The sequence below is a fragment of the Acinetobacter sp. YH12112 genome, from assembly GCF_013418945.1.
GTDB classification, from domain to species: Bacteria; Pseudomonadota; Gammaproteobacteria; order Pseudomonadales; family Moraxellaceae; genus Acinetobacter; species Acinetobacter indicus.
In genome coordinates, this window is sequence record NZ_VPBA01000031.1 from 1 (window position 1) to 20,771 (window position 20,771).

Annotated in this window: 24 protein-coding genes and 1 pseudogene; 8 read left to right on the plus strand and 17 right to left on the minus strand. The window is 48.3% G+C overall.

Annotated elements, in window-relative coordinates; genetic code table 11:
* Both FTU50_RS11565 and FTU50_RS11570 read left to right on the plus strand, forming a co-directional pair.
* A pseudogene (locus FTU50_RS11565) lies at positions 1 to 120 on the plus strand (IS30 family transposase); the annotation flags it as partial.
* Between the two features lie 58 nt (positions 121 to 178).
* Positions 179 to 496 (plus strand): monooxygenase, encoded by a 318-nt coding sequence (locus FTU50_RS11570; RefSeq protein ID WP_127799371.1) that lies wholly within the window; start codon positions 179 to 181, stop codon positions 494 to 496.
* A 40-nt stretch (positions 497 to 536) separates the two neighbouring features.
* Here FTU50_RS11570 and FTU50_RS11575 read toward each other — a convergent pair whose 3' ends face one another.
* Complete coding sequence (locus tag FTU50_RS11575) at positions 537 to 773, minus strand: hypothetical protein (protein ID WP_370459256.1); 237 nt, start codon at positions 771 to 773, stop codon at positions 537 to 539.
* Positions 774 to 1,092: 319 nt separating this feature from the next.
* Between FTU50_RS11575 and FTU50_RS11580 the strand changes: the two genes are divergently transcribed.
* Entirely contained in the window at positions 1,093 to 1,323 is a 231-nt protein-coding gene (locus tag FTU50_RS11580) for a hypothetical protein (RefSeq protein WP_005177416.1), read from the plus strand.
* Here the strand turns inward: FTU50_RS11580 and FTU50_RS11585 are convergent.
* The gene (locus FTU50_RS11585; RefSeq protein WP_005177415.1) at positions 1,270 to 1,905 is read right to left on the minus strand and encodes a LysE family transporter; all 636 of its coding nucleotides are present in this window, start codon (positions 1,903 to 1,905) and stop codon (positions 1,270 to 1,272) included. The genes FTU50_RS11580 and FTU50_RS11585 overlap by 54 nt on opposite strands.
* 116 nt (positions 1,906 to 2,021) lie before the next feature.
* Positions 2,022 to 2,597 (minus strand): FxsA family protein, encoded by a 576-nt coding sequence (locus FTU50_RS11590; RefSeq protein ID WP_016658253.1) that lies wholly within the window; start codon positions 2,595 to 2,597, stop codon positions 2,022 to 2,024.
* Between the two features lie 482 nt (positions 2,598 to 3,079).
* On the opposite strand from FTU50_RS11590, the gene ruvC reads away from it, so the two are divergent.
* Positions 3,080 to 3,625, plus strand: coding sequence for a crossover junction endodeoxyribonuclease RuvC (gene ruvC, locus FTU50_RS11595; RefSeq protein WP_045795787.1), 546 nt, complete (start codon positions 3,080 to 3,082; stop codon positions 3,623 to 3,625).
* A 52-nt stretch (positions 3,626 to 3,677) separates the two neighbouring features.
* On the opposite strand, the gene FTU50_RS11600 is transcribed toward ruvC, so the two are convergent.
* Both FTU50_RS11600 and FTU50_RS11605 read right to left on the minus strand, forming a co-directional pair.
* Positions 3,678 to 3,953 (minus strand): acylphosphatase, encoded by a 276-nt coding sequence (locus FTU50_RS11600; RefSeq protein WP_005177399.1) that lies wholly within the window; start codon positions 3,951 to 3,953, stop codon positions 3,678 to 3,680.
* Between the two features lie 3 nt (positions 3,954 to 3,956).
* Positions 3,957 to 5,414 carry an NAD(P)H-hydrate dehydratase gene (locus FTU50_RS11605; RefSeq protein WP_168408253.1) on the minus strand — a complete coding sequence of 486 codons (1,458 nt, stop codon included), beginning with the start codon at positions 5,412 to 5,414 and terminating at the stop codon, positions 3,957 to 3,959.
* Positions 5,415 to 5,455: 41 nt separating this feature from the next.
* Here FTU50_RS11605 and queG point away from each other — a divergent pair, with 41 nt between their 5' ends.
* The 3 genes from queG to bioB all read left to right on the plus strand — a co-directional run bounded on the left by queG (position 5,456) and on the right by bioB (position 8,013).
* Positions 5,456 to 6,532, plus strand: a complete 1,077-nt coding sequence (gene queG / locus FTU50_RS11610; protein WP_180046301.1) for a tRNA epoxyqueuosine(34) reductase QueG — start codon at positions 5,456 to 5,458, stop codon at positions 6,530 to 6,532.
* Between the two features lie 120 nt (positions 6,533 to 6,652).
* Complete coding sequence (locus FTU50_RS11615; RefSeq protein ID WP_016658257.1) at positions 6,653 to 6,868, plus strand: hypothetical protein; 216 nt, start codon at positions 6,653 to 6,655, stop codon at positions 6,866 to 6,868.
* Between the two features lie 143 nt (positions 6,869 to 7,011).
* Positions 7,012 to 8,013: a biotin synthase BioB gene (gene bioB / locus FTU50_RS11620; RefSeq protein WP_016658258.1), complete on the plus strand. Its 1,002-nt coding sequence runs from the start codon at positions 7,012 to 7,014 to the stop codon at positions 8,011 to 8,013.
* Between the two features lie 42 nt (positions 8,014 to 8,055).
* Here the strand turns inward: bioB and FTU50_RS11625 are convergent, their stop codons facing one another.
* Complete coding sequence (locus FTU50_RS11625; protein ID WP_180046287.1) at positions 8,056 to 8,265, minus strand: hypothetical protein; 210 nt, start codon at positions 8,263 to 8,265, stop codon at positions 8,056 to 8,058.
* Between the two features lie 658 nt (positions 8,266 to 8,923).
* Between FTU50_RS11625 and FTU50_RS11630 the strand changes: the two genes are divergently transcribed.
* A complete protein-coding gene (locus tag FTU50_RS11630; RefSeq protein WP_180054554.1) occupies positions 8,924 to 10,558 on the plus strand; it encodes a long-chain-fatty-acid--CoA ligase in 1,635 nt (544 codons plus the stop codon).
* A gap of 107 nt (positions 10,559 to 10,665) precedes the next feature.
* On the opposite strand, the gene FTU50_RS11635 is transcribed toward FTU50_RS11630, so the two are convergent.
* The 11 genes from FTU50_RS11635 to paaB form a co-directional block, all read right to left on the minus strand.
* Entirely contained in the window at positions 10,666 to 11,265 is a 600-nt protein-coding gene (locus FTU50_RS11635; protein ID WP_005177381.1) for a hypothetical protein, read from the minus strand.
* Between the two features lie 70 nt (positions 11,266 to 11,335).
* The gene (gene paaX, locus FTU50_RS11640; protein WP_005177380.1) at positions 11,336 to 12,283 is read right to left on the minus strand and encodes a phenylacetic acid degradation operon negative regulatory protein PaaX; all 948 of its coding nucleotides are present in this window, start codon (positions 12,281 to 12,283) and stop codon (positions 11,336 to 11,338) included.
* 60 nt (positions 12,284 to 12,343) lie between these two features.
* Positions 12,344 to 13,636, minus strand: coding sequence for a phenylacetate--CoA ligase PaaK (gene paaK, locus FTU50_RS11645; protein ID WP_005177377.1), 1,293 nt, complete (start codon positions 13,634 to 13,636; stop codon positions 12,344 to 12,346).
* A gap of 43 nt (positions 13,637 to 13,679) precedes the next feature.
* Positions 13,680 to 14,906, minus strand: a complete 1,227-nt coding sequence (pcaF, locus tag FTU50_RS11650; protein ID WP_160243299.1) for a 3-oxoadipyl-CoA thiolase — start codon at positions 14,904 to 14,906, stop codon at positions 13,680 to 13,682.
* A 14-nt stretch (positions 14,907 to 14,920) separates the two neighbouring features.
* The gene (locus FTU50_RS11655) at positions 14,921 to 16,474 is read right to left on the minus strand and encodes a 3-hydroxyacyl-CoA dehydrogenase (RefSeq protein ID WP_180054556.1); all 1,554 of its coding nucleotides are present in this window, start codon (positions 16,472 to 16,474) and stop codon (positions 14,921 to 14,923) included.
* 2 nt (positions 16,475 to 16,476) lie between these two features.
* Positions 16,477 to 17,268 (minus strand): 2-(1,2-epoxy-1,2-dihydrophenyl)acetyl-CoA isomerase PaaG, encoded by a 792-nt coding sequence (gene paaG / locus FTU50_RS11660; RefSeq protein WP_180054558.1) that lies wholly within the window; start codon positions 17,266 to 17,268, stop codon positions 16,477 to 16,479.
* A complete protein-coding gene (locus FTU50_RS11665) occupies positions 17,268 to 18,038 on the minus strand; it encodes an enoyl-CoA hydratase-related protein (RefSeq protein ID WP_016658266.1) in 771 nt (256 codons plus the stop codon). The genes paaG and FTU50_RS11665 overlap by 1 nt, the downstream gene beginning before the upstream one ends.
* Before the next feature lie 24 nt (positions 18,039 to 18,062).
* Positions 18,063 to 19,121 (minus strand): 1,2-phenylacetyl-CoA epoxidase subunit PaaE, encoded by a 1,059-nt coding sequence (gene paaE / locus FTU50_RS11670; RefSeq protein ID WP_180054560.1) that lies wholly within the window; start codon positions 19,119 to 19,121, stop codon positions 18,063 to 18,065.
* A gap of 39 nt (positions 19,122 to 19,160) precedes the next feature.
* On the minus strand, positions 19,161 to 19,661 hold the full coding sequence (gene paaD / locus FTU50_RS11675; RefSeq protein WP_016658268.1) for a 1,2-phenylacetyl-CoA epoxidase subunit PaaD: 501 nt from the start codon (positions 19,659 to 19,661) through the stop codon (positions 19,161 to 19,163).
* Positions 19,662 to 19,689: 28 nt separating this feature from the next.
* On the minus strand, positions 19,690 to 20,445 hold the full coding sequence (paaC, locus tag FTU50_RS11680) for a 1,2-phenylacetyl-CoA epoxidase subunit PaaC (protein ID WP_005177355.1): 756 nt from the start codon (positions 20,443 to 20,445) through the stop codon (positions 19,690 to 19,692).
* An 11-nt stretch (positions 20,446 to 20,456) separates the two neighbouring features.
* Positions 20,457 to 20,747 (minus strand): 1,2-phenylacetyl-CoA epoxidase subunit PaaB, encoded by a 291-nt coding sequence (gene paaB / locus FTU50_RS11685; protein ID WP_005177351.1) that lies wholly within the window; start codon positions 20,745 to 20,747, stop codon positions 20,457 to 20,459.
* Positions 20,748 to 20,771: the final 24 nt, after the last annotated feature.

Genomic DNA, 20,771 nt, shown 5'->3' on the forward strand with positions numbered 1-20,771 from the left:
TCAAACGATGAAATAGAGCAGATAGAATTGTCACTTAACCATCGTCCTAGAAAAACACTAGGCTGGTATACACCGAGTGAAGTTATGGCTGGTTTTTATACTGTTGCACTTGCCGCTTGAATCCGCCAAACATAAACTGTTTACAATAAGATGGAACATTTAAAACAGGATGAACATGATGGCGGTAATTCTTCAGGTTGATTTCCCTTCAAATGGCCCTTTTGGTGCAGAAATGGCCACGGCCTATCGCGAGCTGGCAGCCAGTATTAATCAGGAACCGGGTCTCATCTGGAAAATCTGGACCGAAAATAGTGACACCCAGCAGGCTGGCGGAATTTACCTGTTTGATACAAAGCATCATGCAGAACAATATTTACAGATGCACACGGCGCGTCTGCAAAGTTTTGGCATCGACAAGATTTGCGGGAAAATTTTTGACATTAATACTGAACTGTCGGCACTGAATCAGGCCACTTTTCTGGCGTCATCCCGCTAAACAAAAGTTGAGTTAAGCTCATCAGATTCAAGGAATCCAGTTAGCTGGATTCCTGTTTTAAGACTTCCAATAAAGTCGGCTGTGTCGGGGTTTCCTGATGGTCCTGCAAATAGACATGCACGACTTTAAAAATAACCGCAAAGGCCAGACAACTTAAAATACAGAACATCCAGAAACCATAAGGACTACGAATATTGTGTGAACCGCAATTTGGACATTCTTTTTCTGTTGACGCCACCACTTGATTGCAACATGAGCAATGGTATTGATGGTACAGCATAGGCAGTTCTCCTAATTTACTGTAATTCTTGTTTTTATTTTTACATCATGCGAAAAACGCTTTTTGTAATATTGTTTTATCTTATGTGAGCCTGTGTAGCATAGCAAGCTCTATTACTGGTGAGTCTATGTAAGCTTAAGTAAACCCTGCCTGCTTTTGTTGACTTTATTTATCTTTTTATGCACGCTTTCAGACACTTAAGCTGCTGCTTTAACACCGTATTCTCTGCCAGTAATTTTATCGGACTACTCTTAAGTCAGATGCATCCGGCTGCCCTTTTGTTTAAACTAGCGGACTGAAATACAGGAGGATGAAGATGGTACAACTGATCAAAAAAGGCGGATTACGCGAACGCGCCAACCGCAGCCGCCGTTTTCATGGCTCTGAAAATACCGAAACCACTCTGGCACCAAACCGTTATTCATCTGCCCATAAAAAAGCAGAAACGGCTGTTTCTGCTTTGGTTAGTGAACAGGATCAACCAGATTCTGAATCAGAACATACCGATGGCGTCATAGCCCAGCCACAGGGCAAAAATCAGGAATAAGGCGCCCGATAAAATATCAATATAACTGCCTGAACGCTGGTACACCGCCTTAATTTTCGGCTGTGACAATAACAGCATCAGCAACACAAAGGTCAGGAAGGTTTGCAGCGGAATAATCACTGCCAGCTGTGCTTTTAAATAATCACTGGCCGATGAACTGAGCGCCAATGAAAATACACTGCTAAAATAAATCAGGGTTTTAGGATTAGATAAATTGGTGAACAGGCCCAGTAAAAAATAGTTTTTCTGTGCAGAGCTCTGTGCCTGCACATCCTCCAGTGCACTAGACTGTTTTAAACTGCGTAGTCCGCCACTGAGCATGGCCCAGCCCATTTTCGCCAGAAACAAACCGCCTATCAGCATCAATACCTGCTGAATCCATGGAAACTGCTCGACCAGAACGGTAAAGCCCAGCAGGGTTAAAACCACCCACAGCACAATGCCCAATGAAATTCCGGCAATAATATGAATGGTATTGCGACGTGTGGTCGATGCCGAGCTTTTGGCAATCAGAATAATATCGGGGCCGGGACTAAGCTGTGCCACAAAATGTAAGGCACAAATGGTCAACAGTAAGGACATAACACAGGGAGAAGCTTAAAAAGTCATTTATTATATCGCCCGTTCAAAAATATACGAGCACTGCAAGCATAAAAAAACCGAATCCTTGCAGATCCGGTTTTTCAAATAAAGATGGCTTAGTGTTTATTCACATCTTTCATTTCAATTTTTTTTGCTTCTGGCGTCACTTCGCGCGCTTCACCATCAATAATAGTCGAGTCGCGGCCCGCCTGCTGGTTTTGCATGTCCTGCATCTGACGCATCAGATCGGCGAACGGATTCTGGCCTTGTGCACCACCACCCATGCCATTCATATCGCCCATCATGCCCCCCATCATCTGGTTCATCATGGCTTGCTGACGTTTCATCATCGCTTTCATCATGGCCGCTTTAAAGGCATTTTGTACGCCCGGAATCATAATCAGCACAGCCAGCACATCGGTGATCAGGCCTGGAATCAACAGCAGGAAACCTGCAAAGATTTTAGGCAAGTTATTGCTTAATGCCGGATCTGCACTCATTTGTCCCATCTGCATCTGCTGCATTTGTGGCATGATGCCCGCAGAATACTTACGGATCAGATTCATACCAATAAAGAAGGCGGCAATAAACCAGAAGAACACGTACCACATGCTACCGACCAGGTCACCCACGCCGATCCAGACGAATACTTCCAGAATTAAACCAGCCAGAATAATAAGAAATAATTTCATGAAAATTAATCTAATCTCAACAAAATAAATAGAGTGCAGGCATCAACTGCTTAATCAGCATCAAGCTTTTTTTGACACGCTTATGTAACAATATGGGCATTATTCTATTTTTAAAGTGCAGGCCTGTCATTAATATTTTCAATGACAGACCTGAGCTTTATGCTGTAGCACGATAAAAATAAACATAAGCCGCATACACGAGCAGCAGCCACAGCCCGATAAACACTGCCGCGGCCACTGTACTGCACGGCTTTTGACTGTAGATGTACAGTATAAACCCCGAAACTTAAGCCAAAATGAAGATGCAGCCTTTTTTACCAAGATAACCTATATATTGTCCCTGCTATTTTTAATCGCAGCTCCAGCGAGTTTGAAGCATTGTTGATAGTCTTGAGTATCCGCACCGGTTGCTGCAAATTCCCTCACACAATACCGCTGTAAAATCATATAATTCATTTTGATGTAATTTTTTAAGGCTTGGCATGTCACTGATTATTGGTATCGATCCCGGTTCCCGGCTTACCGGTTACGGCATTATTGAGCGTGATGGCTCAAAATTGCGTTTTGTAGATGCCGGCACCATTCGGACCGAAACCACGGAAATGCCTGAACGCCTGAAACGTATTTTTGGTGGTATTGACCGGATTGTAAAATTTCATGGCCCGACTGAGGCCGCAGTTGAACAGGTTTTTATGGCGCAAAACCCGGACTCGGCACTGAAACTGGGTCAAGCGCGTGGTGCTGCCATTGCCGCACTGACCAATCTGGATTTACAGGTGGCGGAATATACCGCCCGCCAAATCAAGCAGTCTGTGGTCGGCTATGGGGCAGCCGATAAAGAACAGGTGCAGATGATGGTGATGAAGCTGTTAAATTTAAGCATTAAACCGCAAGCTGATGCAGCTGATGCGCTGGCCGCTGCCATCTGCCATGCCCACGCCTCCGGCAGTATGAGCAAAATGGCGGTACTGAATGCCCTGGGTGGTATGGCGCGCGGCCGTAGCCGTTCTAGCAGCAGACGGCGCTAACTGGAAGCCATCTTGATCCCGGTGAGGGGATGTCCAAATCGGGAGTTTCTACTTAACGGATCATCTGGAAATGGGTGTATTCACGTTCTGCCGGATCAAACGGGATGCGCTCAATTTTAGTGACCTGTGCCCGCAATGGTCCAACCAGACTGCGTTTCAGAATTTCCTGAATCTGCATTTCCTCGCCAATAATTTCTGCTTCGACATCACCATTGTCCAGATTTTTGACATAGCCGGTTAGCTGCAGTTCTTGCGCCTGCTGTTCAAACCAGCGGCGATACCCCACGCCCTGCACATTTCCCTGAATAATAATTTTAAGTGCTTGCATCTCTCACCTGTTCACGACCTGATAAATGGCCTGATTCATCTGCTGTGCCTGAAGTCCGCGCATACCGGATTCCGCCAGTACATCTCCAGCTTGCGCATGTAAAGTGACAATCTCATGTAAACTGAGTTCAGTATGATATTGTGCTTTTAAACTGGCGATCATGCCGGACAGAACATCACCCATGCCGCCCGTGCCCATCCCGGCATTGCCGGCAGTACATAGCCAGAGCTGATCTTCCAGAATCAAGCTGCCCGCGCCTTTAAGCACCCACTGGCCGCCATAACGAGCCTGTAATTCCTGAATGGCCTGTAAACGGTTCTGCTCAACCTCCATTGTCGTTAGGCCTAAAAGTTTCGCCGCCTCACCCGGATGTGGCGTTAAATAACTACCTTCAGGTAACTGCTGCGGATGTGCGGCCAGAAACCATAAGGCATCTGCATCGAGTACCCGTTCCAGTTCAGCCTGTAACAGTTTCGGCAACCATAGTGCATATTGACGGGCAGCCCAGTCATCACGTCCAAGTCCCATACCAAAACAGATGGCATCGACCTGCTGTAGCAGCTGTTCAATGGCATCATCCTGCAGAGTGTTAATATCGCGCAGCATGATATTCGGAGCGCGACTTAAAATGGCGGTATGATGTTTGGCATCACAGACCACGGTTACTTTGCCACAGCCAGCCGCAAACGCCGCTTCCGCCGCCATTATTACCGCGCCACCCATATCAGCATGACCGCCGACCACTAGCACATGCCCATAACTGCCTTTATGACCAAAAGCCTGTCGTGGTGGCAGCTGAATCTGGGTGGGTACCAATTGGGCGATGGCATGTAATTCGGCATCGGGAGGAATGGCAGCAATCACTTCCACCTGTCCGGCGTAGGCTTTGCCCTTACCGGTAAAGAGTCCAGCTTTTAAACCCAATACGCTATAGGTCAAATCGGCCTGAATTGCGCAAGGTAAAGGCTGACCGCAATTGGCCTCCAAGCCACTTGGAATATCAATTGCGACTTTCAAGCCGTGTTGCTGATTCATCTGATGAATAATCTGTTGCCACTCAACGCTCAGTTCACGATTCAGGCCAATCCCAAACAGCGCATCGATATAGACCTCATAAGACTGCTGAAACTGAAAGCCAGATTGAATATCTAGGCCAGCCACTCGGGCCTCGCGTTCAGCCTGCTGCAAATCAGGCGAAGAACCCAATTCAGCCGCATAAATATGTACCTGAAAACCAGCCTGCTGTAAATATTTGGCTAGCAGATAGCCATCTCCGGCATTATTGCCCTGCCCGCAGCAAACCGCCACTGTCTGATATTTATGTTGCTGTAAAACGGGAATAACGCGCTGGGCAATGGACCAGGCCACCTGCTGCATCAGGCCATAAGACGAGTTTTGCCGAGCAAACCAGCGCTGCTCCCATGCTTGAATATCACGGCTATGATAAACTTGTGGATGCATTGTTTTTCCCTTGTTTTGTCATTATGAACTCATCACCTGCCATGCAAAATATTCCGGTCAATCAACTTGATCCCGTCCAGTTAAAAGCATGGATTAAAGCGCAGGCTTTAGCACTGGGCTTTGCTGATTGTGTCATTGCCCGGCCCGATGCTCAAGCAGAATTACCCCGTTTGGAAGCCTATTTAGCGCAAGGTTATCAGGCAGATATGCATTTTCTGGGCGAAAATCTGGAGAAACGTGCCAACCCGGCCTTACTGGTGCCGGGCACCAAAAGCATTATTTGTGTGCGCATGAATTATCTGGTCGATCGGCCTGCGCCACGACACGTGCCAGATGCACCCAATAGCGCCATTATTGCGCGTTATGCCCGCGGCCGCGATTATCATAAAGTCATGCGCGGTCGTCTTAAAACTCTGGCCAGCCTGATTCGGGACAAAATCGGTGATTTTGAATCGCGCCCTTTTGCCGATTCAGCCCCCATCTTTGAAAAATCGCTGGCCGAAAGTGCCGGCATGGGCTGGACCGGTAAACATACCCTGCTGATTCATAAAAAATCCGGCTCATTCTTTGTATTAGGTGAGCTGTTTAGCTCGCTTGAGTTGCCGTTTGATGAACCGGCCACGGCGCACTGCGGTTCCTGTAGCGCCTGTATCGACATCTGCCCGACCAAAGCTATTGTCGAGCCCTACGTGCTGGATGCTGGTAAATGTATTGCCTATTTAACCATTGAATATAAGGGAATTATTCCTGAAGATTTGCGCCGGCCGATTGGCAACCGGGTTTTTGGCTGTGATGACTGCCAGTTAATTTGCCCCTGGAACAGTTTTGCCCAGCTGACTCCGCTGGATGATTTTGCCCCGCGTCATGGGCTAGACCGGATGAGCCTGCTGGAACTCTGGCAATGGGATGAAGCCACCTTCCTGGCCTGCACCGAAGGCAGTCCACTCAGACGGACCGGTTATCAGAGTTTTAAACGCAATATTGCGATTGGTCTGGGCAATGCGCCTTATTCCGCAAATATTATTGCCCAGCTACAACAGGCCAAAACGCTGCATGATGAGGTGGTGAATGTGCATATCGACTGGGCCATTCAGGAGCAGTTGACCAAATCTGCATAATTTTTCATTTCTTTACCTGAGCTCACAGATCCCCACACAAGCCCTACAGCGCGTGGTGCTGAATTGTGGCTCAATAGAGGAATCAAACAGAAAAGATGTTGTCATCAGGAGGAATTTATTATGCAAACGCATCATAAAAACCAACAGCAGCAGAAACAACAGCAAAAGCAGCAACTTGAACAGCAAACTGAACATTTAAAACAGCAACAGCAGCAACCCCAAGGGCCTATTGATAGCCCTAAAAACAACCAGCATGAACAGGATGACCGGATGCTGAATAAACAGCACCGTGCCGATCTGCAAAACCAGAACATGCACGGCAATCATCGTGAATAATGCTGAAGTTCATGTTCCCTCGCTCAACAAAGTCCACTTCAGGTGGACTTTGTTTTTGGATTGCGTCATATTTTGCTAATGAAGCGCCTGCCGCTTTTGCTTAATATACAGTATGCAAAATATGGATAATTAGGGACAGACTTATGAGCAGTATGCGTCCGGTACGTAATGATTGGTCTCGTGAAGAAATTGAGGCACTTTATCAGCAACCGTTTTTAGATTTGGTTTTTGAGGCGCAGCGTGTACATCGTGAGCATTTTGCTGCCAATACCATTCAGGTGAGTACTTTACTCTCGATTAAAACCGGTAAATGCCCGGAAGACTGCAAATACTGCTCTCAATCGGCTCATTATGATTCACAGCTGGAAGCTGAAAAACGTATTGCCGTTGAAAAAGTGATTCAGGAAGCCAAGGAAGCGCTGGAATCAGGTTCTTCACGTTTTTGTATGGGCGCAGCGTGGCGCAATCCGCATGAACGCGATATGCCTTATGTACTGGAAATGGTGCGTGAAGTAAAAGCGCTGGGTCTGGAAACCTGTATGACGCTGGGTATGCTGAACCAGTCTCAGGCAGAACGTCTGAAAGATGCTGGCCTGGATTATTACAACCATAACCTCGATACTTCACGCGAATACTATGCCAACATTATTAGTACCCGCAGCTTCGATGACCGTTTAAATACCTTGGAGCATGTGCGTAATGCCGGCATGAAAGTCTGTAGCGGCGGTATTGTCGGTTTAGGTGAAGATACCCAGGATCGGATTGGCCTGTTACATGAACTGGCCACCTTGCCGATTCATCCGGAATCTGTACCGATTAACATGCTGGTGCCAATTGAAGGTACACCACTGGCCGATGTAGAAAAACTCGATGTCACCGAATGGATTCGTACCATTGCCGTGGCGCGCATTATCATGCCAACCAGTTATATCCGCCTGTCTGCCGGTCGTGAATCTTTATCCGATTCAGATCAGGCCCTGGCTTTTATGGCCGGTGCCAACTCGCTGTTCTCGGGTGAAAAACTGCTAACCACCCCAAATGCCGGTGAAGGTAAAGACCGTCAACTGTTCCAGAAACTGGGACTGGTGGCGGAAAAAGCCAAACCGACCGTTCAGGAACTGTCGGTAGATGCGATGGCGGTTTAATCCGCATCACACGAAAAAGCCCATCTTCTGGATGGGCTTTTTTTATGAGGTAATTAACAGGCCATAATTGGCATTCAGATACATACCCGGTTTAATCAGATCGGCACCATTGGCATGATAAACCGTGAGTTCCTGCTGGATGACATCAAAATGAAAAGCATCAAAACAGTCCTGATGCTGACACAGCCAGGCCAAGGTATCGCTGAGCTGATCATCTACAATATAGGTTGGGGCATTAAAATTTTTGGCCATGTGCATATTCAGTTATAGAGAGATGTCAGGATTTTAGCCTGAAACGGCAGTAAATAAAGCAGCTTGGAATGAGATTTATTTAACGGCTGAGATGAGCCTGCGCGAATGTTGATGCAGTGTATAAACAAAAAGAAGTGAGTCTAGCCCACTTCTTTTTTGAATCTGGTTTGATCCCCTCTATGATTTATTGGCCCCACACTTACGACACTCAATATGCGCACCAATTTCCTCCATTTGCTCATATTCATAAATATGTAAGCAGAAAAAGTTTTTTAATAATTGAAGCATCCTAACACTCCTATTTTTGATTATTTTTTCATTCAGCTTCTTGCCGCTTATTTCATCCTGAAACAAGCATAACCAAAATTGGTTATACTCATTTTTTAACACATTTTTTAAAAAGATCAAGTGTTATTTCAAGGACTTCTTTTGAACGTCATTCATCATAATTATTGAAGCTTTTACTCTATATTCAAATAGCTAGCGCATTTTTCGGTTTAAGTCTGCACAAAACAGATTTTTTGTAATCCCCTCTTGATTTCGTCACGCAAGTGTTTAGGATGAAAAAAACAGCCTTTTTCGGCAATGATGCCTCGGAAAAGTAGTCAAGAAACAAGACATTATTTAAACAACAAAAAAATGGAATAAGGATATCAACATGCTTGGACGTATGATGTATCAACCGTTATTGATTAGCTCGCTGATTGAACATGCAGCACGCTATCATGGCGATACACCCATCATTTCAAAAAATACCGATGGCAGCATGAGCAGCACTGACTGGGCCGCTGTGGCAGAGAATGCCAAACGCTTTGCCAATGCCCTGCAAGCCTTAGGGTTAGAGCAGAGTGACCGTGTGGCGACCATTGCCTGGAACAATCATCGTCACCTGGAAAGCTGGTATGCGATTTCCGGGAGTGGTCTGGTCTGCCACACCATTAACCCGCGTCTGTTTCCTGAACAGCTGATTTTTATTATTAATGATGCTCAAGACCGGGTGGTGATTTTTGATAAAACCTTCCTGCCGCTAATTGTCGGGGTAAAACAGCATTTGCCGCAGGTGGAGCATTTTATCTGTCTGGATGCACCGGATGATGCGGTCCGGGAAAAATTGCCTGAAGTTCGGTTTTATGATGATTTGATTGCCGCCCAGTCCAAGACATTTGACTGGCCAGAACTGGATGAGAATATGGCCAGTTCCCTGTGCTACACCTCAGGCACCACTGGTAATCCAAAAGGCGTGCTCTACAGCCACCGTTCCACCTTGCTGCACAGTTATGGCATCAGCCTGCCCGACTCCCTGAATTTATCGGCCAAAGATGTAATGCTGCCGGTAGTGCCGATGTTCCATGTCAATGCCTGGGGCACGCCATATGCTGCGGCGATGGTTGGCTCAACCCTGGTGTTGCCGGGACCAGGGCTGGATGGTGCCAGTCTGGTACAGCTAATTGATAATTATAAAGTGACGGTGGCCTTGGGTGTGCCAACCATCTGGCAAGGTTTACTGGCCGCAGCCAAACAGTCTGGCAGCACGCTGGAAAGCATGAACCGCAATGTGGTCGGTGGCTCGGCCTGCCCGCCAGCGATGCTGAAAACCTTTAAAGAGCAGTATAACTGCGACACCATTCATGCCTGGGGCATGACTGAAACCAGTCCGCTGGGTTCTGCCAACCAGCTCAAAGCCAAGCATGAACTGCTCAGCCCGGAGGAGAAAACCCAGTTACGACTGTCTCAAGGTCGTCCACCATTTGGGGTAGATTTACGTCTGGCTTCGGCAGAAAAAGGCACCGACTTGCTGCCACGTGATGGCCAGACCACCGGCAATTTACAGATTAAAGGCCACTGGATTATTGAGCGTTACTTTGGCAAAGAGGAATCTGCCCTGACCAGTGATGGCTGGTTCGATACCGGCGATATTGCCAGTCTGAACAGTGATGGTTTCCTGCACATTAGTGACCGTTCTAAAGACCTGATTAAATCGGGTGGTGAATGGATTTCATCGGTAGAACTGGAAAATCTGGCCATGTGCCATCCGGAAATTGCCATGGCCGCAGTGATTGCCGCCAGCCATCCAAAATGGGATGAACGTCCGGTAGTGATTGCCATGAAAGTGCCGGACAGCCAGATTACCGAAAGCGAACTACTGGATTATTATGCCGATAAGGTGGCCAAATGGCAGATTCCCGATAAGGTTATTTTTGTTGACAGTATTCCACTCAGTGGGACCGGCAAAATGCTGAAAAAAGATTTACGCGAACAATATGGTCAGGTGCTGATGGAAGCGCCCGTGTAAATATTGGTCTATGTAGAGATAAGATAGAAAAAGCGCTGATAGATTCAGCGCTTTTTTATGGGATCAACAATGCGATATACCTAAAGATCACAGGTTTTTATATTCACTTAAGCCTGTTTTTTAATCACATGCTCGGCGGAAAAATCGCGATAGGTACGGCGTGAGGCAGTTTGTTCAGGCAATGGCTCGACCTCGTGCATGCTCTGCAGACAGCGTGCAGTCAGTTCAATATATTGCTGGGTGCCATGACGTTTCCAGGCAATTTCCTTGTCTTCCAGTGGCCGCACCACCTTAGCCGGACTGCCAAGTGCCAGGACATTGGCCGGAATCTGGGCTTTGGCTTTTACGGTACTATTGGCGCCAATAATGGTATTTTCACCAATTTCCGCTTCATCCAGAATCACGCTGTTCATGCCAACCAGTACATTTTTGCGAATGATGCAGCCATGCAAAATTGCCCCATGTCCGATATGGCCATATTCTTCTACCAGCGTCACGCTGTCCGGAAAACCATGCACGGTACAGGAATCCTGCACATTGGCATTCTGCTGAATATGAATCCGGCCAAAGTCGGCACGTAAGGCAGCAAATGGGCCAATATAAGCCCCGGCTTCAATAATCACATCACCAATAAGTACAGCAGTTGGATGCACATAAGCCTGCGGATGCACCACAGGAATCACACCATCAATGGAGTAACACGGCATATTTTATTCCTTTAAAATAAGCGGAGTAGATGCTTCCCCACCACGAGGCAAGGAAGCTCTATGAATAAGCTCAAGCCAATGAGCTGGGTTCTTCTATTTTAATACCGCCAAAACGCTTGAAGAATTGCGGATGCGCCGGTGGCATTGAACCTTCCGACGTGCGCGCCAGTTCCATAAAGAATTCTTCTCCGGCACTGACCACACGCTGATACAGGTTGCTACTTAAGTTGCGTGCATTCAGCGATAACCAGTCCGATGGCAGCAGCTCAAACGGCAGGTTCGGATCTTTCAGCAAAATCCGGCGATACTGATGAATCAGCAAAATCCGGATCTGGAAGGCCTGTACCGGGTCCAGTTCATCTTCGGCATCAACCAGATTCAGAAATTCACGGAAATCACCCATGAATTTTTCATAACGCTGATGCAGTTCAGGCACCGGCCAGTTGGTTGCCACCATGCGTTTGATGGTTGGATACGACTCCTGCCATAACTGCAAGGTTTCAGCTTTAAAGATCACCACCTGATCGGTCATTTGCAAATTCAGCAATAGATTTTGCAGTTTCAGATGATCACAGCCCGGATAAGCCATCACGTTGGTGGCAATATTGGCAAAACCGAGCCATTCCAGTTCTTTCTTTAAAATGGCTTTATTTTCCAGCTCGACCGAACTGAGCAGTACCAGATCCCATTTCTGATCCCATTCCTTGTGCTGGAAGCTGTAAATTTTCTGGTCCGCCATAATAAAACGCTGACGGCTGTTTTCGGTAATACGGTAATAACTGGTGCGGCCAATTTTTTCCGATACCAACCAGCCGTTTTGTACCAGACGAAATACGGCGGTACGTACCGAACGTTCATTCAGGCCAAACACATCCATCAGCTGGATCAGGCTGGCCAGACTGATAATCCCACCGCGATGAAAAATACAGTCACCAAATACGGTCATAATCAGCGATGTGCCACTTAAGGCTTCATGCTGAATAAAATCATCAATACTTTGTTTTAATTTTGGATTCATTGCGATGTATTCACACCCTGTTTGTGAGGGCAATTGACCGCAGTCAATCGCCCACTGAACCTATGCAGACTTTCGGATATCAAATACCCGCTGCGCCTTACCTTCTGAGCGTGGCAGACTACCTTCCGGCAACACATCCACCGTCACGCTAATGCCCACCATGGTTTTAATCTGGGCTTTTAACTGCCCGGCCAACTGGTGCGCCATAACATCATTGGTATCTTTACGCATTTCTGCCTGAATATGCAATGTGTCGAGGTGTCCCTGTTTACAAATATGAATCTGATAATTCGGAATCAGCTGCGGAATATGCAGAATCTGCTCTTCAATTTGTGACGGGAACACGTTCACACCGCGGATAATCATCATATCATCGCTGCGTCCAACGATTTTGTCCATACGACGCATGGTGCGTGCCGTACCGGGTAACAGACGGGTCAGGTCACGGGTACGGTAACGGATCACTGGCATGCCTTCTTTGGTGATGGTGGTAAAGACCAGCTCGCCCAGTTCACCATCTGGCAGGACTTCACCGGTTTCCGGATTAATAATTTCCGGATAGAAATGATCTTCCCAGATGGTTGGGCCGTCTTTGCTTTCCAGACATTCCATTGCTACACCCGGCCCCATTACTTCAGACAGGCCGTAAATATCCAGCGCATCAATGCCCAAGCGCTCTTCAATTTCCTTGCGCATTTCATTGGTCCACGGCTCGGCACCAAAAATACCGGTACGGATAGAACAGTCTTTGGCTGTGCCAAATTTCTTTTCCAGCGCTTCAATAATATTCAGGCAGTAAGATGGCGTAACCATTAAAGCGGTAGGCTTAAAGTCATGAATCAGCTGCGCCTGACGCTCGGTTTGGCCGCCCGACATTGGAATAACCGTGGCACCTAAGCGCTCTACGCCATAATGCGCACCCAAACCGCCAGTAAACAGACCATAACCATAGGACACCTGAATGGTATCTTTGGCGCTTAAACCGGCTGCACGTAAGGAACGCGCCACCACATCTGACCAGGTCTGAATATCCTGCTGGGTATACCCAACCACGGTCGGCTGGCCGGTGGTGCCAGATGAGGCATGCACACGCACAATCTGTTCCTGTGGCACGGCAAACATGCCAAACGGATAGTTGTCACGTAAATCTTGTTTGGTGGTAAACGGGAATTTGGCCAGATCTTCCAAAGTATTGAAATCATCAGGATGAACCCCTGCTTCATCAAACTTCTTTTGATACACCGGGCTGTTCTGGTAGGCATGCTGCAGCGTTTTTTTCATGCGTTGCAGCTGGATGCTACGTAACTCATCGATTGAAACAGTTTCGATTTTTTCCATTGCATTGTTATTCATCTTATTACTCCTTTTCAATCATCCTGATTGAGTGCTGTATTTTTTACTTGGATGTGTCCTCATCCACATTTTCGATAATCATGGCCACGCCCTGGCCCACACCGACACACATGGTGCACAGTGCATATTTCCCTTGACGACGTTTTAATTCTTTCATGGCGGTAATCACCAGACGCGTCCCACTCATCCCGAGTGGATGTCCCAAGGCAATCGCGCCACCATTTGGATTGACCCGGGCATCATCATCCTGCAGGCCCAGTTCACGGGTCACCGCCAGTGCCTGTGCGGCAAAGGCCTCGTTCAGCTCAATAATATCCATCTGATCCAGGGTCAGCCCGGTCAGGGCCAGCACTTTACGTACCGCCGGCACCGGCCCAATGCCCATATATCTGGCTTCAACACCGGCACTGGCCGAGGCCACGACTTTGGCTAAAGGTTTTAGCTGATGTTGATTCACAAAAGCCTGATTGGCCAGCATGACACAGGCAGCGCCATCATTCACCCCGGAAGCATTACCGGCGGTGACTGAACCGCCTTCTTTACGAAACGGGGTTTTCAGGCTGCCTAAAGCCTCCAGCGTGGTGTCAGCACGTGGATGCTCATCGGTCTGGAAGATGATGCTGTTTTTCTTACGGTCTTTAATTTCAACCGGCATAATTTCTTCGGCCAGAATCCCGTTTTGCTGGGCCACTGCGGTTTTCTGCTGGCTACGATAGGCAAACAGATCCTGATCGGCACGATGAATCTGGTATTTTTCTGCAACGTTCTCGGCGGTTTCCGGCATGCTGTCGACACCAAACTGCGCTTTAAATTTCGGGTTAATAAAGCGCCAGCCGATGGTGGTATCAAAAATTTCCGGGGTGCGGCTAAAAGCGGTTTCCGGTTTGGACTGGACAAAAGGTGCACGGCTCATGGACTCAACCCCACCGGCCAGTACAAACCGCGCTTCACCGGCCTTGATCATACGCGCGCCTGTGGCAACCGCATCTAAACCTGAGGCACAAAGACGGTTTAGGGTGATGCCCGCGACATTGTCCGGCATGCCGGCCAGCAAGGCAGCCATACGCGCCACATTACGGTTATCTTCACCAGCCTGATTGGCACAGCCTAAAATCACCTCATCCAGTTCCTGCCAAGGTAATTCAGGATGCTGGGCTTTTAAATACTGTATTGGCAAGGCAGCCAGGTCATCTGCACGGATGCTGCTGAGCGCACCGGCATAACGGCCAATTGGGGTGCGAATTCCATCGCAAATAAATACCTGTTCCATGTCCTGTGGTTTCCTTAGCCTGCTTGGCGAAATTCTAATTCTTGCTGTGACTGCGTACGTTCCTGTGCAGCCTTCTTGCTTAAATATATACTACAACGGTAGCGTTCTTCAGCATAAATACGATACATATTTTCCAAAATTTGTAAAATAGTGTTATATCCAATTTTTTCTACCCACTGGAATGGACCCTGCGGATAATTCACACCATATTTCATTGCTGAATCAATATCTTGTTCGGTTGCTATAGCATGCAGTACTGCTTCGCTGGCTTCATTCACCAGCATGGAAATGGTACGCAGAACATACAGACCTGCATGATCTTTAGTCCAGATTGGTATCAGATCAATCGCAGCAAAAAACTGCTCGACTTTGGCAATATCGGCTGCGTTACAGGCCGGTGATGCCACGATTGGTAGTGCCTGTGCCGCATTCCAGTCAGCATGCCAGTCCATCAGCACCACTTTGTCCTTGCTATAGTCCAGCTCAACCGATTCACCGCGGCTTAAACGCAGGCGTACATCACCTAGTACAATCTCTTCATCTGCCTGTGGCTGACGCTGCACCTTCAGCTGTGAGGCAGCCTGAATCCGCGAGATCAAGCCGCTAGAATGTGACCAGCTTCCATTGACTTCAAGCTCAAGTTCACCCGGTGCAACACTCGGCATGGCCGGCAAACGATAGGCCGGTGAACGTTCAGCCTGACGATAATCATAAAAACCCTGCCCGCTTTTACGGCCAAAACAGCCGGCATCCACCAGTTCTTTCTGGATTAAGGATGGTCGATAGCGCGGCTCATAAAAGAATTCCTGATAGACGCTTTGGGTCACGGAAAAATTGACATCCTGCCCGATTAAGTCGGTCAGTTCACACGGTCCCATGGCAAAGCGGCCACATTCACGCATGATAAAATCCAATTGTTCAGGCGTGGTGACATTTTCCTGCAAGGCACGAAAAGCTTCGGCATAATAAGGGCGCGCTACCCGGTTGACAATGAAACCCGGCGTTGATTTGGCCGTCACTGGCACTTTGTTCCAACTTTGCATCAGGCTGAACAATGCCTGTGCAATCTGGGCTGAGGTTTTCAGACCACGAATAATTTCTACCAGTTTCATTACCGGTGCCGGATTAAAAAAGTGCAGTCCGACCACACGCTCAGGCTGTGGAATTGTCGCAGCAATGGCAGTAATAGAAATGGATGAGGTGTTGGAGGCAAAAATCGTTTCCGCTGGACACAGTGCCGCCAGTTGCTGAAACAGCGCTTGTTTGACCTCTTTCTTTTCCACAATGGCTTCGACCACCAGTTGTGCATTCGCCAGTGCCTGAAGATCACTAGCAATCGTTAAATTGGCCAGCGTTTGCTGTAACAGCTGCGCTGTCATTTTCCCGGCCGCGACACGTTTTTCCAGCTGGTTTTTTAATTGTGCCAAAGCAGCCTCAGATTTTTGCACATCCACATCAAACAGCTGGGTTGAATGGCCATGCATGGCGGCCAATTGTGCAATACCAATGCCCATGGTGCCGGCACCAATCACCGCGACACGGGCCTGCTGTAAACAAAGTTGTTCCATGATTAGCATCCTGTATATTGCGGTGTGCGTTTTTGCATAAAGGCTTGGACGCCTTCTTTATAATCACTTGAACGGCCGGCCAGACGCTGCAGGTCACGTTCCAGAATGAGCTGTTCATCCAGATTATTGTCGGCTGCAGCATGAATGGCTTTTTTAATTAAGGACAGGCCATAGGTCGGCTGTTTGGCTAAATGCTCGGCCATTTTCCCGGCTTCGGCTTTCAGCTGATCATCTTCTACCACCTGCCAGATCATGCCCAGTTGCAGCGCCTGTTCTGCGCTGACTTTATCGCCCAGCATGACCAGCCCCATGGCTTGGGCACGGCCAACCAGACGCGGCAGGAACCAGGTGCCGCCAGAATCCGGAACCAGACCTAAACGGCAGAAAGCCTGAATAAAAGACGCCGATTTTGCCGCCAGTACAATGTCACAGGCCAAGGCAATATTGGCACCAGCACCGGCCGCAACCCCATTGACTGCGCACAGCACCGGTTTGGGCATATCGGTAATCAGCTTGATTAAAGGGTTGTAATATTTCTCAATTGACAGGCCTAAATCTGGCGCATCGGCATTCGGATCCACCACACGGTCATTCAAATCCTGTCCGGCACAGAAACCACGACCTTCGGCGGAAATGACCACCACGCGAATCTTGCTGTCTTTGGCCCAGGCCTTCATAACCTTGGACACTTCCTGATGCATGGTTTCATTAAAACTGTTGAGCTGCTTCGGACGGTTAAAGGTCAAATAGCCCACTGCATTTTTTTCTTCGACAATAATTGTTTGGTAATCCATTACACACCTCTAAATTCCGGTTTTCTTTTTTCTAAAAATGCCTGAATGCCTTCCTGACGGTCTTGGGTCGCCGCCAGCCAGACAAAATGTTGACGTTCCAGTTTGAGGCCCTGACTCAAGGTCACTTCATGAATCGACTTTAAGGACTGTTTGATGGCGCGGATGGCCAGTGGCGCCTGCGCTGCAATTTTTGTTGCCAGTTCCAGTGCATATTGCACCGTAAGGCCGCTTGGACAGACCTGACTGCTAATGCCGTGTTGCAAGGCGGTCGTAGCGGAGACCATCTCCCCGGTCATGGCCCAGCGCATCGCCAGTTGCTGTCCGACCAGACGCGCCAAACGCTGGGTCCCACCGGCGCCTGGTAACATGCCCAAACCAATTTCAGGGAGTGCAAACTGGGCATTTTCACCGGTGATGATCATGTCGCCATGCAGGGCCAGTTCAAAACCTGCCCCCAGTGCATAACCATTGACCGCCATAATCAGTGGCTTGGAAAACTCATCAATGCCTTTCCACAGCAATGGACGCTGATCCTGCTGGATGCTCACCACATCCAGTTGCGCCAGTTCATTTAAATCTGCGCCGGCAGCAAAACATTGCGGATTGCCGGTAATCACCACGGCTTTTACACTGGAATCTGCATCCAGCTGCTGCAGATGATCAGCCAGTTCTTTTAAGGTGGCATTGTTCAAGGCATTACGCTTTTCCGGGCGGTTCAGTTCAATTAACACCACACCCGGCGCAGCCAGACTGCTTTTTAAATAATCCATGGCTTGTGACTCCCTGTCCGCTGCTTATTCGTCAAAACTCAAGCGCACATTGGCACTGGTCGGACGTGCCTGACAGCTCAGCACATAGCCTTTGGCCACTTCATCTTCTTCCAGGCTGTAGTTAATGGCCATTTCGACCTCACCTTCCAGCACCTTGCATTTACAGGTCGCACAGACCCCGCCTTTACAGGCATAAGGCAAGTCAGCACCGGCACGCAAGGCGGCATCGAGAATGCTGTCATCCTGTTTGGAAACGTCGACAATCAGTTCACGGCCATCGAGAATAATATTGACCTTCTCTTCGCTACGGCTTTCAATTTGCGCAGCGCTGGCTTTCGGCACAGTACCGGTATTAAAACGCTCGGTGTGAATTTTGCTGCGCTCGATGCCCAGTTCTGGTAACACTGTTTCCACCGCATTCATCATCTCTTCCGGGCCACAGGCAAAGCAGTGATCGAACTGGGAATGAATCAGACCGGCCTGAAACAGCTGTTGCAGTTTTTCCGCATCAATCCGGCCATTGAGTAACTGGCTGTCATTCAGTTCACGCGAGAAAACATTGACCAGTTGTAGACGCTCTTTATAACGGTCTTTTAAATCCATGATCTGTTCCGAGAACATGGTCTGTTTCCAGGAACGGTTACCATAAACCAAGGTAAAGTGCGCGCCCGGCTGATGGTTTAGCACCGATTTCACAATCGACAAAATTGGGGTAATGCCGCTGCCGGCAGCAAAGCCGAGATAATTCTGGCCGCCAGTTTTGGCTGCTTTTTGAAAAAATACGCCTTGTGGTGGCATCACTTCCAGTACATCACCGACTTTAAGATGTTCATTAGCCCAGGTCGAAAACTGGCCCTGATCAATTTTCTTGATGGCAATGCTCATGTCTTCAGCACGATCACTGCAAATTGAATAACAACGACGGATTTCACCCTGCTCGGTCAAATGACGGATGGTAAGATGCTGGCCTGGCTGATACTGGAATAAATCGGCCTGTTCAGGTGCCAGATCAAAGGCAATACAGATGGCCTGTTCGGTTTGTGGCTGAATTGATTTAATGGTTAAAGGTATAAATTGGCTCATGTGAAAATCCCTCTTGCATGCCGACGGTGCTTGCCATGCTTATATACATTTAAAATAGTCGAACGGTTCAAGACAGTCCTGACACTTGTATAAGGCTTTGCAGGCTGTGGAACTGAATTCGCTTAATAATTTGGTCTGCTGGCTGTGACAGTGTGGACAGCGAATACCATCACTGAGCGCCACATGCGTGCCACATTGATGTGACTGGCCTTGTGGTGGCGCAATGCCGTACTGCTGCAGCTTCTGCTTGCCACTTTCGCTCATCCAGTCGGTGGTCCAGGCTTCCGATAAATCCACCACCACCTGAACCGGGGTTAGACCTTTACTTTGAAACGCCGCGGTAATTTCATCTTTAAGCAGATCTGTGGCCGGACAGCCGCTATAGGTCGGGGTCAGTCGCACCACAATTTCATCTTGCGCGTTGAGTTCAACGCCGCGAATCATGCCCAGATCCAGCACCGACAGCACTGGAATTTCCGGATCAGACACCTGCGCCAGCGCATCCCAGCATTCATCTAGACAATGTCGAATTAAATTCATGCGACTCACTCCCTGTGATCAAGCTGAATTACCAGGCCATATTTGGATAGGAACGCTGCATATATTGCAGTTCGGCCAGAATAAAGCCCAGGTGTTCGGTATGCAGGCCCTGTTTGGCACCGCTACGATACGCACCCGTGTCTGGCAGGCTCAGGCCAAAACGTTGCAGTTCGGTCTGTACCTGTGCCGTCCAGGCGGCTTTTAAAGGTGCAAAGTCTGGTAAAATGCCCTGTGCGACCAGCTGCTGCTCATCTGCGGTCTGTTCAAACAGCTCTGCAGTAAAACGCCATAACTGGTTCAGGCCCTGCTGGGTTTTCTCATGCGCTTCGGCAGTGCCCAGACTTAAGCGCTCCATCCAGGTGGTAGAAAAACGCAGATGATATTTGACTTCTTTTAAAGATTTCACCGCAAAAGCAGCGACATCGGCCTGCTGGCTCTGGCTTAAGGCTGTAAACAGTTCCAGGTGGTACAGATCCATCAACCATTGGCGTACCATGGTCTGGGCAAAGTCACCATTCGGCTGTTCACATAACAACAGGTTGCGGTATTCACGTTCGGTGCGGAAATAAGCCAGTTTGTCTTCATCACGGCCCAAACCTTCGATCTCACCAGCCAGACTTAAAGCGGTACGTGCTTGACCGAGCAGGTCCAGACCGATATTGGCCAGTGCAATGTCCAGCTCCAGTTCCGGCGCATGGCCACACCACTCGGCCAGACGGTGCGATAAAATCAGCTGGCTATCGCCCACATGCAGGAGAAATTGTGCTAATACAGTTTGATTCATTGTACTGCTCCTTACATGTGCTCAATGCCATCTGGAATATTGTAAAATGTCGGGTGACGATAGACTTTGTCCAGTGAAGGATCAAAAAATTCCGGTTTTTCATCTGGTTGAGATGAAGTAATCAGTTCCGATTTCACCACCCAGATGCTCACCCCTTCATTGCGGCGGGTATAAACATCACGTGCATTTTGCAGTGCCACTTCATCATCAGATGCACGCAGGCTGCCAACATGACGATGGCTTAAACCCTGTTTGCTGCGTACAAACACTTCATATAAAGACCAGTGATTTTTATTGTCCATGAGCGTATTCCTTCTTCATTTCCG

Coding starts and splice junctions, on each gene's coding strand:
- pcaF (WP_160243299.1), bottom strand. CDS start 14,906: ATGGAACAGGTATTTATTTGCGATGGAATTCGCACCCCAATTGGCCGT.
- bioB (WP_016658258.1), top strand. CDS start 7,012: ATGAGCAGTATGCGTCCGGTACGTAATGATTGGTCTCGTGAAGAAATT.
- FTU50_RS11625 (WP_180046287.1), bottom strand. CDS start 8,265: ATGGCCAAAAATTTTAATGCCCCAACCTATATTGTAGATGATCAGCTC.
- paaE (WP_180054560.1), bottom strand. CDS start 19,121: ATGAGCCAATTTATACCTTTAACCATTAAATCAATTCAGCCACAAACC.
- paaD (WP_016658268.1), bottom strand. CDS start 19,661: ATGAATTTAATTCGACATTGTCTAGATGAATGCTGGGATGCGCTGGCG.
- FTU50_RS11590 (WP_016658253.1), bottom strand. CDS start 2,597: ATGAAATTATTTCTTATTATTCTGGCTGGTTTAATTCTGGAAGTATTC.
- FTU50_RS11585 (WP_005177415.1), bottom strand. CDS start 1,905: ATGTCCTTACTGTTGACCATTTGTGCCTTACATTTTGTGGCACAGCTT.
- FTU50_RS11600 (WP_005177399.1), bottom strand. CDS start 3,953: ATGCAAGCACTTAAAATTATTATTCAGGGAAATGTGCAGGGCGTGGGG.
- paaB (WP_005177351.1), bottom strand. CDS start 20,747: ATGGACAATAAAAATCACTGGTCTTTATATGAAGTGTTTGTACGCAGC.
- FTU50_RS11570 (WP_127799371.1), top strand. CDS start 179: ATGGCGGTAATTCTTCAGGTTGATTTCCCTTCAAATGGCCCTTTTGGT.
- FTU50_RS11630 (WP_180054554.1), top strand. CDS start 8,924: ATGCTTGGACGTATGATGTATCAACCGTTATTGATTAGCTCGCTGATT.
- paaG (WP_180054558.1), bottom strand. CDS start 17,268: ATGGATTACCAAACAATTATTGTCGAAGAAAAAAATGCAGTGGGCTAT.
- FTU50_RS11665 (WP_016658266.1), bottom strand. CDS start 18,038: ATGGATTATTTAAAAAGCAGTCTGGCTGCGCCGGGTGTGGTGTTAATT.
- FTU50_RS11655 (WP_180054556.1), bottom strand. CDS start 16,474: ATGGAACAACTTTGTTTACAGCAGGCCCGTGTCGCGGTGATTGGTGCC.
- paaK (WP_005177377.1), bottom strand. CDS start 13,636: ATGAATAACAATGCAATGGAAAAAATCGAAACTGTTTCAATCGATGAG.
- paaX (WP_005177380.1), bottom strand. CDS start 12,283: ATGAATCCAAAATTAAAACAAAGTATTGATGATTTTATTCAGCATGAA.
- ruvC (WP_045795787.1), top strand. CDS start 3,080: ATGTCACTGATTATTGGTATCGATCCCGGTTCCCGGCTTACCGGTTAC.
- FTU50_RS11615 (WP_016658257.1), top strand. CDS start 6,653: ATGCAAACGCATCATAAAAACCAACAGCAGCAGAAACAACAGCAAAAG.
- FTU50_RS11605 (WP_168408253.1), bottom strand. CDS start 5,414: ATGCATCCACAAGTTTATCATAGCCGTGATATTCAAGCATGGGAGCAG.
- FTU50_RS11635 (WP_005177381.1), bottom strand. CDS start 11,265: ATGCCGTGTTACTCCATTGATGGTGTGATTCCTGTGGTGCATCCGCAG.
- queG (WP_180046301.1), top strand. CDS start 5,456: ATGCAAAATATTCCGGTCAATCAACTTGATCCCGTCCAGTTAAAAGCA.
- FTU50_RS11580 (WP_005177416.1), top strand. CDS start 1,093: ATGGTACAACTGATCAAAAAAGGCGGATTACGCGAACGCGCCAACCGC.
- paaC (WP_005177355.1), bottom strand. CDS start 20,445: ATGAATCAAACTGTATTAGCACAATTTCTCCTGCATGTGGGCGATAGC.